The sequence below is a fragment of the Streptomyces sp. NPDC127100 genome, from assembly GCF_042724095.1.
Lineage (GTDB): Bacteria > Actinomycetota > Actinomycetes > Streptomycetales > Streptomycetaceae > Streptomyces.
On sequence record NZ_JBHXFL010000001.1, the window covers coordinates 463,294 to 478,548 of the forward strand.

The 15,255-nt window shown below is 70.3% G+C and carries 14 protein-coding genes and 1 riboswitch; of the genes, 9 read left to right on the forward strand and 5 right to left on the reverse strand.

Features of this window, described 5'->3' with window-relative positions:
- Positions 1-25 precede the first annotated feature (25 nt).
- The 4 genes from ACFWJB_RS02225 (at position 26) to ACFWJB_RS02240 (ending at position 2,306) form a co-directional block, all read left to right on the forward strand.
- Positions 26-343 carry a cupin domain-containing protein gene (locus ACFWJB_RS02225; protein ID WP_385459235.1) on the forward strand — a complete coding sequence of 106 codons (318 nt, stop codon included), beginning with the start codon at positions 26-28 and terminating at the stop codon, positions 341-343.
- A gap of 174 nt (positions 344-517) precedes the next feature.
- Positions 518-730, forward strand: a complete 213-nt coding sequence (locus ACFWJB_RS02230) for a DUF5326 family protein (RefSeq protein ID WP_007388908.1) — start codon at positions 518-520, stop codon at positions 728-730.
- 313 nt (positions 731-1,043) lie between these two features.
- A complete protein-coding gene (locus tag ACFWJB_RS02235) occupies positions 1,044-1,769 on the forward strand; it encodes an IclR family transcriptional regulator (protein WP_385459295.1) in 726 nt (241 codons plus the stop codon).
- 99 nt (positions 1,770-1,868) lie between these two features.
- Positions 1,869-2,306, forward strand: a complete 438-nt coding sequence (locus ACFWJB_RS02240) for an SsgA family sporulation/cell division regulator (protein WP_385459233.1) — start codon at positions 1,869-1,871, stop codon at positions 2,304-2,306.
- Between the two features lie 150 nt (positions 2,307-2,456).
- Here ACFWJB_RS02240 and ACFWJB_RS02245 read toward each other — a convergent pair whose 3' ends face one another.
- On the reverse strand, positions 2,457-3,914 hold the full coding sequence (locus ACFWJB_RS02245; RefSeq protein WP_386919717.1) for a YibE/F family protein: 1,458 nt from the start codon (positions 3,912-3,914) through the stop codon (positions 2,457-2,459).
- Between the two features lie 71 nt (positions 3,915-3,985).
- Positions 3,986-4,175, forward strand: a riboswitch (TPP riboswitch).
- Between ACFWJB_RS02245 and thiC the strand changes: the two genes are divergently transcribed.
- The gene (gene thiC / locus ACFWJB_RS02250) at positions 4,168-5,976 is read left to right on the forward strand and encodes a phosphomethylpyrimidine synthase ThiC (RefSeq protein ID WP_386919719.1); all 1,809 of its coding nucleotides are present in this window, start codon (positions 4,168-4,170) and stop codon (positions 5,974-5,976) included. (Overlaps the previous riboswitch by 8 nt.)
- A 51-nt stretch (positions 5,977-6,027) precedes the next feature.
- Here thiC and ACFWJB_RS02255 read toward each other — a convergent pair whose 3' ends face one another.
- A complete protein-coding gene (locus ACFWJB_RS02255) occupies positions 6,028-6,450 on the reverse strand; it encodes a YybH family protein (RefSeq protein ID WP_386919721.1) in 423 nt (140 codons plus the stop codon).
- 66 nt (positions 6,451-6,516) lie between these two features.
- On the opposite strand from ACFWJB_RS02255, the gene ACFWJB_RS02260 reads away from it, so the two are divergent.
- Positions 6,517-6,945 (forward strand): winged helix-turn-helix transcriptional regulator, encoded by a 429-nt coding sequence (locus ACFWJB_RS02260; RefSeq protein ID WP_386919723.1) that lies wholly within the window; start codon positions 6,517-6,519, stop codon positions 6,943-6,945.
- Entirely contained in the window at positions 6,942-8,396 is a 1,455-nt protein-coding gene (locus ACFWJB_RS02265) for a VWA domain-containing protein (protein WP_386919725.1), read from the forward strand. Before ACFWJB_RS02260 ends, ACFWJB_RS02265 begins: the two co-directional genes overlap by 4 nt.
- Before the next feature lie 21 nt (positions 8,397-8,417).
- Here the strand turns inward: ACFWJB_RS02265 and ACFWJB_RS02270 are convergent, their stop codons facing one another.
- The 3 genes from ACFWJB_RS02270 to ACFWJB_RS02280 form a co-directional block, all read right to left on the reverse strand.
- Positions 8,418-9,281 carry a hypothetical protein gene (locus ACFWJB_RS02270; protein WP_386919727.1) on the reverse strand — a complete coding sequence of 288 codons (864 nt, stop codon included), beginning with the start codon at positions 9,279-9,281 and terminating at the stop codon, positions 8,418-8,420.
- Positions 9,282-9,463: 182 nt separating this feature from the next.
- On the reverse strand, positions 9,464-10,570 hold the full coding sequence (locus ACFWJB_RS02275) for a metallophosphoesterase (protein ID WP_385459219.1): 1,107 nt from the start codon (positions 10,568-10,570) through the stop codon (positions 9,464-9,466).
- 252 nt (positions 10,571-10,822) lie between these two features.
- Positions 10,823-11,935, reverse strand: coding sequence for a LacI family DNA-binding transcriptional regulator (locus tag ACFWJB_RS02280; RefSeq protein WP_385459217.1), 1,113 nt, complete (start codon positions 11,933-11,935; stop codon positions 10,823-10,825).
- Positions 11,936-12,337: 402 nt separating this feature from the next.
- On the opposite strand from ACFWJB_RS02280, the gene hisC reads away from it, so the two are divergent.
- Complete coding sequence (gene hisC / locus ACFWJB_RS02285; RefSeq protein ID WP_385459215.1) at positions 12,338-13,417, forward strand: histidinol-phosphate transaminase; 1,080 nt, start codon at positions 12,338-12,340, stop codon at positions 13,415-13,417.
- A 323-nt stretch (positions 13,418-13,740) separates the two neighbouring features.
- Positions 13,741-15,246, forward strand: coding sequence for a cytochrome ubiquinol oxidase subunit I (locus tag ACFWJB_RS02290; RefSeq protein WP_386919729.1), 1,506 nt, complete (start codon positions 13,741-13,743; stop codon positions 15,244-15,246).
- The last annotated feature ends 9 nt before the right edge of the window (positions 15,247-15,255 follow it).

A 15,255-nucleotide genomic window follows, 5' to 3' on the forward strand; every position in this document is an offset into this window, starting at 1 on the left:
CGGCGAGGCAGGGGCGGACGAGGCGATGAAGGCATTCCGGCTGGACGAACTGGAGGCGGAGCGTGCCGCCAACGACGGTGCCTATCTGCAGTTCCTGCGCGAGCGGAACATGTCCGTCGGCCTGTACGCGCTCGACGCGGGCACGGCCGATCCGCAGAAGCCGCACGAGCAGGACGAGGTGTACTTCGTGGTCAGCGGCCGCGCCGCGATCACCGTGGGGCTGGAGACCACCGAGGTCGCCCGCGGCAGCGTGGTGTACGTGCCGGCCGGAGTCGCCCACAAGTTCCACCACATCAGCGAGGACCTGAGGGTGCTCGTGGTGTTTTCTCCGCCGGAGAGCTGACCCGCCGCCCCGGGGTTCCCTAGGGGATCGGTCAGGGGGAGACAAGGGCTGCGGGAGTCCTGCCGCGGCCCTCGCGGCCCTAGCATCGAGTGCAGGACTTCAGGAATTCCCCGCGGGGTCCGGGCCGCCCAAGGGCCCGGCACCCGGACGGGCGGAGAGGTAAGGACGAGGGCGATGCGAGAGATCTTCACGGGACTGCCGTGGTGGGTGAAGTGGATCGCGGTGCCGGTCATCGCCCTGGTCGTGTTCGGCGGGCTGATCGCCAGTGTGGTCGGCTTCGTGATCGGACTGCTGTTCAAGCTGCTCGTCTTCGTCGCGCTCGTCGGCGGACTGATCTACGTCGTCCGCAAGTTCATGTCGAGCTCCTCGTCGCGCAGCGACTGGTGAGGGCCGCGGGGCACCGGGGCCGGTAACAGGAATCACCGGTTCCCTCGCGCGGGGGAAGTTTTCCGGACGGGCCGTCGGCACGCGGTGACCGGCGGTTAGAGTCCGGAACTCCACGCGGGGGCGACCCCGCGAGCGGCGTACCCCACCCGTGTCTCCCCGCACGGGCTGCCCCCTCGCGTTCCGGGAGTGACCCTTGGCCACGGCCGACACCGCATTCGTACCGCCGCACGCACTGCCCGTGCAGCCCCGCTCGGCGCCCCGGACACCCCCCGCCGCGGCCGTGCCGCCGCCCGCGGTCACCCTCATCGGCTCGGTGCAGCGCGCGATGCGCCTGCTGGAGTGCGTCGCGGAGCACGAGTACGGAGCCCCCGCGAAGCAGCTGGCCCGGGAGACGAGGCTGGCGCTGCCCACGGCGTACCACCTGCTGCGCACCCTCGTGCACGAGGGATATCTGCGCCGCGAGAAGGGCCTGTTCTTCCTCGGGGAGGCGGTCGAGCGGCTGAGCAGCAGCGGGGCCGAGCAGAAACGTCGCAGCACGGTCGTCGACGCACTGGCGCGCTGGCGGGACGCGATCGGCGCGCCCGTCTACTACGCCATGTACCGCGACGGCGAGATCGAGATCCTGTGCGTCTCCGACACCCCGGGCAACCCCGCGGTGGAGGAGTGGGCGGACTTCCGCGAGACCGGGCACGCGCACGCCATCGGGCAATGCCTGCTGTCACAGCTGGACGAGGACGCCCGCCGTGATCACCTCGACCGCTATCCGGTGAACCCCGTGACGCCGTACACGGTGCGGGACGAGGTCGGTCTGATGAAACGACTGGAACGGACCCGGCGGATGACACCCGTCACCGAGCGCCAGGAATACGCCCTGGGGACGGTCTGCGCGGCGATTCCGATCACCATGGGCACCACGGCCGCGACGATGGCCCTCTCGCTGCCCGCCCACCAGGCCGACCGGCTGCTGCCCGCGGCGCAGCGACTGCAGGGCGAGATGGGGCGGTTCCTGGGGTCGCTCGCGCTCTCTATCAGTATCTGAAAACTCACTCCTTGTGATCTGGTGTGTACGTTGAGCAAGATGCCACCAGTGTTAGAGGTTTGATTCCCGGACAGTCGACGGCGAATGACGGGGTAGGCGATGGGCGAGTCCGTACAGGCAGAGGTCATGATGAGCTTTCTCGTGTCGGAGGAGCTCTCTTTCCGCATCCCGGTGGAGCTGCGCTACCAGACCTGTGATCCCTACGCGGTGCGGCTGACCTTCCATCTGCCCGGCGATGCCCCGGTGACCTGGGCATTCGGACGGGAGTTGCTGGTCGACGGGGTGGGTACGCCGTGCGGCGACGGCGACGTGCGCATCGCACCCGTCGATCCCGGCCCGCCGGCCGAGGTGCTGATCCGCCTTCAGGTGGGCAGTGACCAGGCGCTGTTCCGTTCTTCGGCCGCGCCGCTCGTGGCCTTCCTCGACCGGACCGACAAGCTGGTGCCGCTGGGGCAGGAAGGTGCCCTCGCCGACTTCGACGCCCACCTCGACGAGGCCCTGGACCGCATCCTCGCGGAAGAGCAGAGCGCGGGCTGAACCGTTCCGGCGGCCCCCGGTCGGTGGCTCGACGCCTCGGTGCGTTGTCCGCCTGTGCAGGAACGCTTCTTCAGGCGTGGGCCGGCCAAGTACGAACAGGTCCACGGGCTGCGAGCGGGCCCACCTGCAGAGAGTGGGCCCACGGGCGGTTCAGCGCTTGCGGCGGCGGCCCCGCCCGCCCCGCGCCGGTGCCCGGCCCGCGTCCGCCGCCCCCGCGCTCTGCCCGGCCGCACGCCCCGCCGGACGGTCGGCCGAGACGACCAGGGCCGCGAGGGCGGTGGTGACCGGCACGGACGCCACGAGGCCGATCGAGCCCACCAGCGTGCGCACGATCTCCTCCGCGACCAGCTCGCTGTTGGCGACCGTCCCCACGCTGCTCTGCGCGATAGAGAAGAGCAGCAGCAGCGGCAGAGCGGCGCCCGCGTACGCGAGGACGAGGGTGTTGACGACGGAGGCGATGTGGTCGCGGCCGATGCGGATGCCGGCGCGGTACAGGCCGCGCCAGCCCATCGTCGGATTGGCCTCGTGCAGCTCCCAGACCGCCGACGTCTGGGTGACCGTCACATCGTCGAGGACACCGAGCGAACCGATGATGACCCCGGCGAGGAGCAGGCCGCTCATGTCGATCGACGGATACAGGCCGTGGATCAGGCCGGTGTTGTCGTCGGTGTTGCCGGTGAGCGCCGCCCAGCCGATGAACAGCGACCCCAGGACACCGATCAGCAGCAGGGAGACCAGGGTGCCGAGCACCGCCACGGAGGTCCGCGCCGACAGCCCGTGGCACAGATACAGCGCGATCAGCATGATGGCGCTGGACCCGATCACCGCCACCAGCAGGGGATTCGAGCCCTGCAGGATGGCGGGCAGGATGAAGAAGTTCAGCAGCACGAAACTGATGGCCAGCGAGACCAGGGCCATCAGACCCCGCAGCCGGCCGACGACCACGACGGCCAGCGCGAAGATGCCGGCGAGCAGGGCCATCGGAAAGCCGCGGTCGATGTCGGTCACCGAGTACTGCAGGTCCCTCGGCGCGGAGGGTTCGTAGGCGACGACCACCTTCTGGCCCTCGTGCAACTGGCGTGTCTGGTCCGGCTGCACGATCTCCTGGAAGGTGCGGCCCTTGTCCCCGCCGGTGTCGACGCGGATCGTCGCCCGCTTGCAGTCGCCGTTCGCCTGCTGCGCCGCGGAGGAGCCCTCCGCGGTGGAGGTGTCGCCGGTCGGGACGCCCCCCGACGCGTTGACGGACTGGCAGCTCAGCCTGTCCACCTTGGTGACCGTGGCCTCCTGTGTCTGCCGGTCGAAGCCGACCCCGGTGCGTTCGTGCGGTGGCGCGCCGCCCGGCCAGAGCACGGCGAGCCCGACCAGCACCGCGGCGGCGAAGGGGATGAGAACCGCCGCGATGACCTTCCGCAGATGCCGCGAGACGGGAGCCGCGGGCCCGTGACCGTGTCCGTGTGCGTGCCCGTGCCCCCCACTGCCGCCGTGCCCGCCACTGCCGGAGTGCTCCCCGCCGGGGGCATGGTCGTGCGCACTCCCGTCGCCCGACGGCGCGCCCGGGCCGCGGCGGGGTTCGTGCGGCGGGTAGGGAGGGTGCTGGGTCGTGGTCACCGACCGATCATCGCAAGAAGGAGAGGGGCCCCCTGTTCACCGCGCCCGGATCGACGCTAGCGTGGGGGCACCTTTGTACACGCGGGAGCTCGGAGCACCGGGCTGAGAGGGCGCTGACCTCCGTCCCAGCGATGTTTCACGGGAAACATCACCGAAGTCGAGTGATGTTGACCACGAGGCGTCGTCGGACGGAAACGGCTGCGTCGACCGCTGAACCTGTTACCGGGTAATGCCGGCGTAGGGAGTAGGTCTCATGACCATCAAGGACGCACGCACGCCTGTCTCCACCCAGCACTCCGCCGAGGCGGAGTCCGCGGAGACCGGGAAGTCCATCGGCTGGCACAAGGCGTACGTCGAGGGTTCGCGCCCCGACCTGCGGGTGCCGGTCCGCCAGGTGCACCTCACCAACGGGCAGTCGGTCACGCTCTACGACACGTCGGGCCCGTACACCGATCCGCTCGTCGACACCGACGTCCGCCGGGGGCTGCCGGCGCTGCGGGAGAACTGGATCGTCGCCCGCGGCGACACGGAGGAATACGCGGGCCGGCCCGTCCGGCCCGAGGACGACGGGATCAAGCACACCTCGCCGCGCGGAGGCCTGCGCAATCTGGACGCGGTCTTCCCCGGGCGTCCGCGTCAGCCGCGCCGCGGCCGCGGCGGTGCGGTGACGCAGCTCGCGTACGCCCGCCGGGGCGAGATCACGCCCGAGATGGAGTACGTCGCCATCCGGGAGAACGTCGCGCCGGAGGTGGTCCGTGAGGAGATCGCCGCGGGCCGGGCCGTGCTGCCGGCCAACGTCAATCACCCGGAGATCGAGCCGATGATCATCGGCAAGCGGTTCCTGGTGAAGGTGAACGCCAACATCGGCAACTCGGCGGTGACGTCCTCCATCGAGGAGGAGGTCGAGAAGATGACCTGGGCGACCCGCTGGGGCGCCGACACGGTCATGGACCTCTCCACCGGCCGTAACATCCACACCACCCGCGAGTGGGTGCTGCGCAACTCCCCCGTGCCCATCGGCACCGTGCCGCTCTACCAGGCCCTGGAGAAGGTCGACGGCAAGGCCGAGGAACTGACCTGGGAGGTCTACAAGGACACGGTGATCGAGCAGGCCGAGCAGGGTGTGGACTACATGACCGTCCATGCGGGCGTGCGCCTGGCCTACGTGCCGCTGACCGCGAACCGCAAGACCGGCATCGTCTCGCGCGGCGGTTCGATCATGGCCGCCTGGTGCCTGGCGCATCACAAGGAGTCGTTCCTGTACGAGAACTTCGAGGAGCTCTGCGAGATCCTCGCCGCCTACGACGTCACGTACTCCCTCGGCGACGGCCTGCGGCCGGGATCGATCGCGGACGCCAACGACGAGGCGCAGTTCGCCGAGTTGCGCACGCTCGGGGAGCTCAACCGGACCGCCAGGCGGTTCGACGTGCAGACCATGATCGAGGGCCCGGGGCACGTCCCGATGCACAAGATCAAGGAGAACATCGATCTTCAGCAGGAGATCTGCGACGAAGCTCCGTTCTACACGCTCGGCCCGCTGACGACGGACGTCGCACCGGCGTACGACCACATCACCTCCGGCATCGGTGCCGCGATGATCGCCTGGTGGGGCACGGCCATGCTCTGCTACGTCACGCCCAAGGAACACCTGGGCCTGCCCAACCGCGACGACGTCAAGACCGGCGTCATCACCTACAAGATCGCTGCCCACGCCGCCGACCTCGCCAAGGGGCATCCGGGCGCACAGGAGTGGGACGACGCCCTGTCGGACGCCCGCTTCGAGTTCCGGTGGGAGGACCAGTTCAACCTGGCTCTCGACCCGGACACGGCGCGGGAGTTCCACGACGAGACACTGCCGGCCGAGCCCGCCAAGACGGCCCACTTCTGCTCCATGTGCGGACCGAAGTTCTGCTCCATGAAGATCAGCCAGAGCATCAACGAGCGGTTCGGCGGGGTGGCCGCCGAAGGCGCCTCTCCCGACGAGATCGCCGAGGGCATGCTGCAGAAGTCGAAGGAGTTCGCCGCCGCCGGGAACCGGGTGTACCTCCCGCTGGCCGACTGAACCTCCGTCACCGGCTCCACGCCGTGCGGTCCCTCGCCGGGCCGCCCGGCGTCAGCGGGGCGCCGGGGCCGCCTCGGGAGCGGTCGCCACTCCGAACGGGTTGTCGATCGCGTAACGCCAGCAGCCGTCGGGCCCGCGACGGGCCACGTCGGTCGCGGTGCCCTCGATGTGGACGTGGCCGCCGTGGGCGGCGACGCCGTCGATGACGAAGTCGACGATCAGCAGGACCAGGTCGCCGACGACGTAGGTGTGCCGGGGCGCCACCCGGATCGGGACGCGCAGCCGGAGGAACTCGTCGTTGGCCCGTATCCGGCCCGGCCCGGTGACCAGTCGGCCGGGTTCGGGAACGAAGCCGGCTCCGGGCTCGTAGACCTGGTCCAGGACCTGCGGGTCGAAGGTGTTGAAGGCTCGCGCGAAGACGTGCGGAAGCTCGGCCGCGCTGGTGGCCGGCGGCACACTGGGGGGATGCGTCATGTGACAAGCGAACAGCCCGTCAGCGCAGGTCACCAAACGGTAAGTCACGCCTGGGACGAGGAGTTGGTGCCCGATGCGCGGGGTCGGACCCGCCGCCCCGAGGCCGGCTGTCCCGTGGAGGCCGCCCTCGCGGCGGTCTCGGGCCGCTGGACCACCCTGGTGCTCCGCGAGCTGATGGGCGGCCCCCGCGGCTTCACGGAGCTGCGGACGCTGCTGCCCGACCTGTCGGCGAAGGTGCTCAGCGAACGCCTCACGGCGCTGCGGGAGAGGGGCCTGGTGACCGCGGAACGGCTGCCGGGCTTTCCCGTACGCACCCGCTACGACCTGACGGAGGCGGGCCGGTCCCTGCGGCCGCTGCTGGTCGCCCTGTACGCCACCGGTGCCGAGCTGCAGCGTCTGATACCCGGCGGGGAACCGGGGGAGCGGGAGAAGGGACGCAGCACGGGGCCCGCCCCCTCCCGCCGGGGAGCGCGTCTCGGCAGACTGGGCCCATGACAGCCACATCCCTGAGCAAGGGCGCCAATGTCGCCGTCGACTCCCCCGCGGTGCGGGTCGCACTCAGCTGGTCCGCCGGCCCCGGTGTGCCCGAGGTCGACGCCTCCGCGCTGCTGCTCACCTCGGCCGGACGCGTACGGGACGACGGCGACTTCGTCTTCTACAACCAGCCCCGGCACGCGTCCGGGGCGGTGCGGCACCTGGGCAAGGAGAGCGGGCCCGGTTCCGGTGTCATGACCGACACCGTCGAGGTGGACCTGCGCGCGCTGGAGCCCGCCGTCGACCGCATCGTCCTGTGCGCCTCCTCCGACGGCGGGACGTTCGGCCAGGTGCCGGGGCTGTCACTGCGGCTGCTGGACGCCGCCACCGGGGCCGGGCTGGCGTACTTCGACATGGCGGCCGGCACCGAGACCGCGCTGGTCGGCGGCGAGCTGTACCTGCGCCAGGGGAAGTGGAAGTTCCGGGCGGTCGGGCAGGGCTACGCCGCCGGTCTCGCGGGGCTGGCCACCGACTTCGGCATCACGGTCGACGACGCCCCGACCGCCGCGGCACCCTCCACCCCCTTGCCTCCCACGCCGTACGCCGGAACCCCGCGTCAGGCTCCCCCGGCGGCGGCACCCACGGCGCCGCCCGCACCAGCGGCCCCTCCGGCGGCGCCTCCGGTGGCCCCTCCGGCGGCGCCAGGGCCCCGGCTCACCAAGGGGGAGGAGCGCCTCCCCGTCGACATGCGCAAGCGGCTGTCCCTGCGCAAGGAGCAGGTCGCGGTCAGCCTGAGCAAACACGGCGCCACCGGTGTCACGGCACGCGTCGTCCTGGTCCTCGACGCCTCCGGGTCCATGTCCTTCCTCTACTCCAAGGGCGTGGTGGCGGACGTGGTGGAACGCATGGCCGCCGTCGCCGCACAGCTCGACGACGACGGTGAGATGCAGGCCTGGACCTTCGCCTCGAACCCGGCACGGCTGCCCGACCTGACACTGGGCGACCTCCCCGAGTGGCTGCGGCTGCACGTGCGGGTGGGCGAGGTGGGCCTCTTCCGCCGGGGACGGAAGAAGGGGCTCCACGACGACCAGGTCGACATGCGGGCGGTCGGCATCCAGAACGAGGAGCAGAAGGTGATCGCCGAGGTCCGGGCCTTCGTCCGGGACAACCCGGCACAGGCGCCGACCCTGGTGCTGTTCTTCTCCGACGGCGGTGTCTACCGCAACGACGAGATCGAGCGGGAGCTGCGGGAGGCGGTGGAGGAGCCGGTCTTCTGGCAGTTCGTGGGGCTCGGCCGGTCCAACTACGGGGTGCTCGAGCGGTTCGACACCCTGCCCGGCCGCCGCGTGGACAACGTCGGCTTCTTCGCCGTGGACGACATCGGCACCGTCCCCGACCAGGAACTGTACGACCGCCTGCTGTCCGAGTTCCCGTCCTGGATCGCAGCCGCCGGCCGGGCGGGCATCCTCTGACGTGCCCGCCCCGGCCGGTGGCTACTCCGGTCGGTGTTCCGGGCCGCCGAAGTCCGGGCTGCTGTAGTCCGGGCTCGAGTAGCTCGGGCGCGGGCCCTCCCGGTCGTCGCCGGGACTCGTGAACCCCGGGCGGTCGTAGCCGAGGTGCGGCATCCGGCTCGCGGGCGCCGGCCCCGTGGGGTGCAGTGCGACCGCCGCGTCCGGGTCGGTGAGCGCCTCCCGCAGGAACGGCAGGATGCCGCGTTCGAGCAGGGCGTCGTGCCAGGCCTCCCTGGCCCGGGCCACCTCCCCGTCGAGTTCGCCGTAGCGGCCGGACTCGGCGGAGGGCCGGTTGCGCAGCGCGGTGAGCAGCAGCCCCACGCCCGCGACGAGGATGGCGACGGCGGCCACACCGCCGAACACCCACCCCGTGGTGAGCATGGTCCGCGCGAACGCCTGCCCCGGGGCGACCATCCTCAGGACGTAGCCGACGAGCAGGAAGATCGCCGCGGCGGTGCCCGCCAGGACGGGTGCCAGGACGGCGACGACCGCGCCGGCGCCCGCGCCGGCGGCCTCAGCGGCCTCCCCCACGGTGGCGGCGAGACCCAGCGCGCCCGTACCCGGCGCGTCGGAGCCGGAGTCGCGCGCGGACGACGGGGCGGCCGGCGCCGGCCGGCGCAGTTCCTCGCGGACCTTCACATAGTGCTGGTACTCGGTGCCGGCCGCCGCCGTGATCAGTGCGGTGGCGTCGAGTGCCATGGTGCGCAGTTGTTCGGTGTTGAGCCGCTGACCGACAGCGGCCAGTTCCGGGCGGTGTGGTGCGGAGCGCAGCACCTCGTCGAGGATCCGCTCGTACTCCTGGCGGTCCTCGTTCGACAGATGCTGCGGAACGCTGTTCATGTGCATCCCCCGATGCTCCGTAGGGCTTGGGGCTCGCATGCCAACGAGCCGTCGGGCAGAAACGGAGGGGAGCCTGCTACGGATAAGCCGATGGTAGAGCGGTGACGGCGCGCGGTGACAGGGGGTTTCCGGAAATTGGGTGCCGAGCCGCGGGCCCGCCGCCGGGAAGACGGCGGCCCCGTGAACGGTCAGGCGTCCAGCGGGAGTTGCTGGACCAGCAGCTTTCCGGCCATGGTCACACCGCCGTCCATCGCGATGGCCAGCCCGTCCGCGTAGACGTGGGGACCCTCGACGGCGGTGCGGGTGTCGTCCTCGCCGTCCTCGGAGCCGACCTCGCCCAGGAGGTAGGGGATGGGGCTGTGGCCGTGGACGATGCGGGTGCCGCCGTAGGTGTCCAGCAGCGAGCGCACGGCGTCGGCACCGCCCTCGTCGCGGAAGGAGAAGCGCTTGGTGAACTTGCGGAACAGGTCCCACACCTCCTCCGCGTCGTTGCGCGTGAGCGTCTCGCGGACGGTGTCGTTGACTTCCTCGATCGAGCGGCCGTAGTCGAGGTAGGTGGTGGTGTCCGAGTGGACGAGCAGGTGCCCGTCGACCTCTTCGAGCGCGTCGAGGCGGGACATCCACTGCAGGTGGTGGTCCTGGAGCCGGTCCATGTCGGTCTTCTGGCCGCCGTTCAGCAGCCAGGCCGCCTGGAAGGTGGCGGTTCCCGCGCCGGAGTTGACTGGGGTGTCGCCGAACCGCTTGGCGCCGAGCAGCAGCAGCTCGTGGTTGCCCATCAGCGCCTTGCAGTAGCCGCCGGCCGCGGCGGCCTCGGCGGACAGCCGCATCACCAGGTCGATGACACCGATGCCGTCCGGGCCGCGGTCGGTGAAGTCACCGAGGAACCACAGGCGGGAGGTGCCCGCGCACCACTGGCCGGCGGAGTCGACGAGGCCCTTCTCCTGGAGGGCGGCGATCAGCTGGTCCAAGTAGCCGTGCACGTCGCCGACGACGAACAGCGGTCCCTGGCCCGTGGCGGGCTGCGCCGCCGGAGCCTGCTCGGGGTCGACGGTCACCTGCACCGTGTCACCCCTACGGATGACGGGCAGATCGCGCTGAGTGGGTGTGTACCCCTCGGGATAGGCCTCCTCGTACCCCTTACCGGAAGGGGGAGCGGCCTCGCCCGCGTGCGGGACGGGGGCGGCGTACGGAGCGGCCTCGTGGACGTACGCGGGCACCCGGAAGTCGCGCACCGTCGCCGTCCGCTCCACCTCGGGTCCCTGACCGGCCCCCTGAGTCATCGACCCCTCCACCATCGCGCCGCATCTGCACCGCTTCGGACTGCCTGGTCGCAGCGGCCCGCGGTGTGTGGGCCCATCATAGGAATGCGGATCGCTCTGTGTGATGACCCAGGGGTGGTGAATCGGAGCAGGACCCCGGTTCACCGCGGCTTTCGCCCCGATTGGGCCGGGCTTCGCCCGTCCGTGACGTCGGCGTGATCTTCACCGATCGGGTACCGTCCGGCCTGTTTTCCGTCGGTCGGGGCCGCGCTCCGGGCGGCCCGGCCACTACTCGCGCTCGGGTGACCGCGGCGGGCTGACCGTCGTCCGGGGCGGACGGCGCTGCGAGGACGTCCGCACCATCAGCTCCGTCGGTATCACCTGCTCGACCGTCCGGTCCGAGTCGAGCCCCTCGATCGCGTCGATGAGGAGCTGGACGACAGCCGTGCCGATGCGGCGTGGCTTCAGCGACAGTGTGGTGATGGGCGGCTCGGTGCTGGCGTACACCGTGGACTCGCTGCAGCAGACCAGCAGCAGGTCCTCCGGGACGCGCAGCCCGTAGCGGCGGGCGGCGGCCAGCAGGTCGGTGCCGTTCGGGTCGAACAGGCCGTACACGGCGTCGGGCCGGTCGGGCCGGGCGAGCAGCCGGTCGGCGGCCACCGCCCCGGCGCACGGGTCGTGTGCCGGGTAGGCCTCGTAGACCGGGTCCTGTCCGACGCGCTCGCACCAGTGCAGGTAGGCGGTGGTCGACAGGTGGGTGTACGTGTCGGTCGTGGTGCCGGTGAGCAGGCCGATCCGGCGGGCGCCGGCGGCGGCCAGGTGGTCGAGGATGCCGAGCACGGCGGCCTCGTGGTCGTTGTCGACCCAGGCGGTCACGGGAAGCGCGCCGGCCGGGCGGCCGTCGGAGACGACCGGTAAGCCCTGGCGGACCAGTTCGCTGACGACCGGATCCTGGTCGGAGGGGTCGATGACGACCGTGCCGTCCAGCGCGACGTTGGACCACACGTCGTGGCGGGAGGTCGCCGGGAGGATGACGAGGGCGTAGCCGCGGGCGAGCGCGGCGGAGGTGGCGGCGCGCGCCATCTCGGCGAAGTACGCGAACTCGGTGAAGGTGAAAGGTTCATTCCCGTACGTCGTCACGGTCAGGCCGATGAGCCCCGACTTGCCGGTGCGCAGCGTACGGGCGGCGGCCGACGGCCGGTAGCCCAGCCGGTCGGCCACCTCGCGTACATGGCGCCGGGTGGCATCCGGGAGACGGCCCTTGCCGTTGAGGGCGTCGGAGACGGTCGTGATGGATACTCCGGCGGCGGCGGCCACGTCTCTGATGCCCGCCCGGCCCGGCCGGCTGCCTCGACGTGAGGTTTCCGCGCGGCTCACCTGGTGCTTCCCTGCTGCTGTCATGGCGAGCCGATAGTAGGGCTCATGCGGTGGGGTAGGGCGGACGCATATGCACGCGTTGACAGGCACGTTTCTGCATGATCATGGAAACCTAACTGCCTGCGAAAGCTAGGTAGTTGACCCTCTTCAGCCCAATACCTTGCGTGTCGGCGAGCGGGGGCCTGTCGACCGGCCGATGTTGCGAAGAGGTCTCAACTCACCTGCACGAGGGATGCGCGCCACGGAGCGAGCCACCGGCGCGTAGATATATGTGCAGCGCGCCCCCCGAATCGTGCGCCTTCGTGCCCCGATACCCCTGATGCCGGTGTGACGGATGAGGTCGGGCCGCACCTATTCGCAGCGGCGCCGAATCCTCTTAAGGTGAGGAGTATTCGATGCCGGTGGTAGGTCACGAGGAGGACTGCGGTGAGCGAGACGAGCCCCAAGCTGCGCGCCGAGCTGGAGGGAGTTCCCACCTACAAGCCGGGCAAGCCCGCCGCGGCGGACGGGCCGGTGGCCTACAAGCTGTCCTCCAACGAGAATCCGTACCCGCCGCTGCCGGGTGTGATGGAGACGGTCGCGGCCGCGGCCTCGTCCTTCAACCGGTATCCGGACATGGCCTGCACGGGACTGATGAACGAGCTGTCGGAGCGGTTCGGCGTCCCTGTCTCCCACCTGGCCACCGGTACGGGGTCGGTCGGTGTGGCGCAGCAGCTGCTCCAGGCGACCTCCGGTCCCGGTGACGAGGTGATCTACGCCTGGCGCTCCTTCGAGGCGTACCCGATCATCACGCAGATCAGCGGTGCGACGTCCGTGCAGGTGCCGTTGACGCCGGGCGACGTGCACGATCTGGACGCCATGGCCGCCGCGATCACCGACCGGACGCGGCTGATCTTCGTCTGCAACCCCAACAACCCGACGGGCACGGTGGTGCGGCGGGCCGAGCTGGAGCGCTTCCTCGACCGGGTGCCGAGTGACGTCCTCGTGGTCCTCGACGAGGCCTACCGAGAGTTCATCCGCGACCCCGAGGTGCCCGACGGCGTCGAGCTCTACCGGGAGCGGCCCAACGTCTGCGTGCTGCGGACCTTCTCCAAGGCGTACGGTCTCGCCGGGCTGCGGGTCGGTTTCGCGATCGCCCACGAGCCGGTGGCGGCGGCACTGCGCAAGACGGCCGTGCCCTTCGGTGTGAGCCAGATCGCCCAGGAGGCGGCGATCGCCTCGTTGCGGGCCGAGGACGAGCTGATCGGCAGGGTCGGCTCGCTGGTCTGCGAGCGCATCCGTGTGGTCGACGCCCTGCGCGGGCAGGGCTGGACGGTGCCGGAAACCCAGGCCAACTTCGTGTGGCTGCGTCTGGGGGAGCGCACGGTGGCCTTCGCCGAGGCGTGCGAGCGGGCCGGCGTGGTCGTGCGTCCGTTCCCGGGTGAGGGTGTGCGGGTGACGGTCGGGGAGAGCGAGGCGAACGACATCTTCCTGAAGGTGACGGAAGGATTCCGCAAGGAGATCTGACGGCGCGACGACGTCAGGCGTTCGCCGGAAGGCGGACCGAAGACGGACGTCGGACTTCCCATGGAGGCGGTGGACGCTTGGCGTCCACCGCCTCCGCGCGTGCCGGGGCGACCTCGCGCAACGTCGCCGGCAGACGGCGCGCGGGTGGGCCGTGGGCGGGGGGTTGACGTCACACCCAACCCCCCTTCCGGTGTCGAAAAGCTGTAGGTCATAATTGCTTGTGAATGTGAACGCGTTCACAAGCTCGTCTGTTTGGTCCCGGGATCGGTGGCCCAGACACGCACAAACTGCCTGAACCGCGGCGATGCAAGGAGGCCGACGACGTGGACATGGCTTTGGCGCCGGAGACACTGGCGCGATGGCAGTTCGGCATCACGACCGTCTACCACTTCCTCTTCGTACCGCTGACGATCTCCCTGGCCGCTCTCACGGCCGGGCTGCAGACCGCCTGGGTGCGCACGGAGAAGGAGAAGTACCTCAGGGCGACGAAGTTCTGGGGCAAGCTCTTCCTGATCAACATCGCCATGGGTGTCGTCACCGGCATCGTGCAGGAGTTCCAGTTCGGCATGAACTGGTCCGACTACTCCCGCTTCGTCGGCGACATCTTCGGCGCACCGCTCGCGTTCGAGGCGCTGATCGCCTTCTTCTTCGAGTCGACCTTCATCGGCCTGTGGATCTTCGGCTGGGACAAGCTGCCGAAGAAGATCCACCTGGCCTGCATATGGATGGTCTCGATCGGCACGCTGCTGTCGGCGTACTTCATCCTCGCCGCCAACTCCTGGATGCAGCACCCCGTCGGCTACCGGATCAACGAGGAGAAGGGCCGCGCCGAGCTCACCGACTTCTGGCAGGTGCTCACCCAGAACACCACGCTCAACCAGGTCTTCCACAGCTTCTCGGCCGCCTTCCTGACCGGTGGCGCCTTCATGGTGGGCATCGCCGCCTTCCACCTGATGCGCAAGAAGCACATCCCCGTCATGCGGACCTCGCTGCGGCTCGGCCTGGTCACCCTGGCCGTCGGCGGCCTGCTCACCGCCGTCAGCGGCGACACCCTCGGCAAGGTCATGTACGAGCAGCAGCCGATGAAGATGGCCGCCGCCGAGGCCCTGTGGGACGGCGAGGAGCCGGCGCCCTTCTCGGTCTTCGCCTACGGCGACGTCGACAAGGGCCACAACGAGGTCGCCCTGGAGATCCCCGGCCTGCTGTCCTTCCTGGCCCACAGCGACTTCGACTCGTACGTGCCCGGCATCAACGACACCAACAAGGCCGAGCAGCAGAAGTTCGGGCCCGGCGACTACAAGCCCATCGTCCCCGTCGCCTACTGGGGCTTCCGGTGGATGATCGGCTTCGGTATGGCCTCGTTCTCGCTCGGTCTGCTGGGGCTGTGGCTGACCCGGAAGAGGTTCATGCTGCCGGCGTCCTGGAGGACCGGTGACGACGAGGTGCCCCATCTGGTGCTGCTGAAGAAGCCGCTCGGGTCGAAGTTCTCCCGGCTGTACTGGCTGGCGGCGGTCTGGACGATGGCCTTCCCGCTGATCGCCAACTCCTGGGGCTGGATCTTCACCGAGATGGGCCGGCAGCCGTGGGTCGTCTACGGCGTGTTCCAGACCCGCGACGCGGTCTCCCCCGGCGTCTCCACGGCCGAGGTCCTCACCTCGATGATCGCCTTCACCCTGCTCTACGCCGTCCTGGCCGTCATCGAGGTCAAGCTGCTGGTGAAGTACGTCAAGGCCGGCCCGCCCGAGCTCACCGAGGCCGACCTCAACCCGCCCACGAAGATCGGCGGCGACTCCCGTGACGCCGACAAGCCGATGGCCTTCTCCTACTAGGCCGAGGGA

Excerpts from the sequence above, each read along its gene's own strand:
- ACFWJB_RS02225 (WP_385459235.1), top strand. The coding sequence starts at position 26 with ATGAAGGCATTCCGGCTGGACGAACTGGAGGCGGAGCGTGCCGCCAAC.
- ACFWJB_RS02230 (WP_007388908.1), top strand. The coding sequence starts at position 518 with ATGCGAGAGATCTTCACGGGACTGCCGTGGTGGGTGAAGTGGATCGCG.
- ACFWJB_RS02240 (WP_385459233.1), top strand. The coding sequence starts at position 1,869 with ATGGGCGAGTCCGTACAGGCAGAGGTCATGATGAGCTTTCTCGTGTCG.
- thiC (WP_386919719.1), top strand. The coding sequence starts at position 4,168 with ATGACCATCAAGGACGCACGCACGCCTGTCTCCACCCAGCACTCCGCC.
- ACFWJB_RS02255 (WP_386919721.1), bottom strand. The coding sequence starts at position 6,450 with ATGACGCATCCCCCCAGTGTGCCGCCGGCCACCAGCGCGGCCGAGCTT.
- ACFWJB_RS02265 (WP_386919725.1), top strand. The coding sequence starts at position 6,942 with ATGACAGCCACATCCCTGAGCAAGGGCGCCAATGTCGCCGTCGACTCC.
- ACFWJB_RS02270 (WP_386919727.1), bottom strand. The coding sequence starts at position 9,281 with ATGCACATGAACAGCGTTCCGCAGCATCTGTCGAACGAGGACCGCCAG.
- ACFWJB_RS02275 (WP_385459219.1), bottom strand. The coding sequence starts at position 10,570 with ATGGTGGAGGGGTCGATGACTCAGGGGGCCGGTCAGGGACCCGAGGTG.
- ACFWJB_RS02280 (WP_385459217.1), bottom strand. The coding sequence starts at position 11,935 with ATGACAGCAGCAGGGAAGCACCAGGTGAGCCGCGCGGAAACCTCACGT.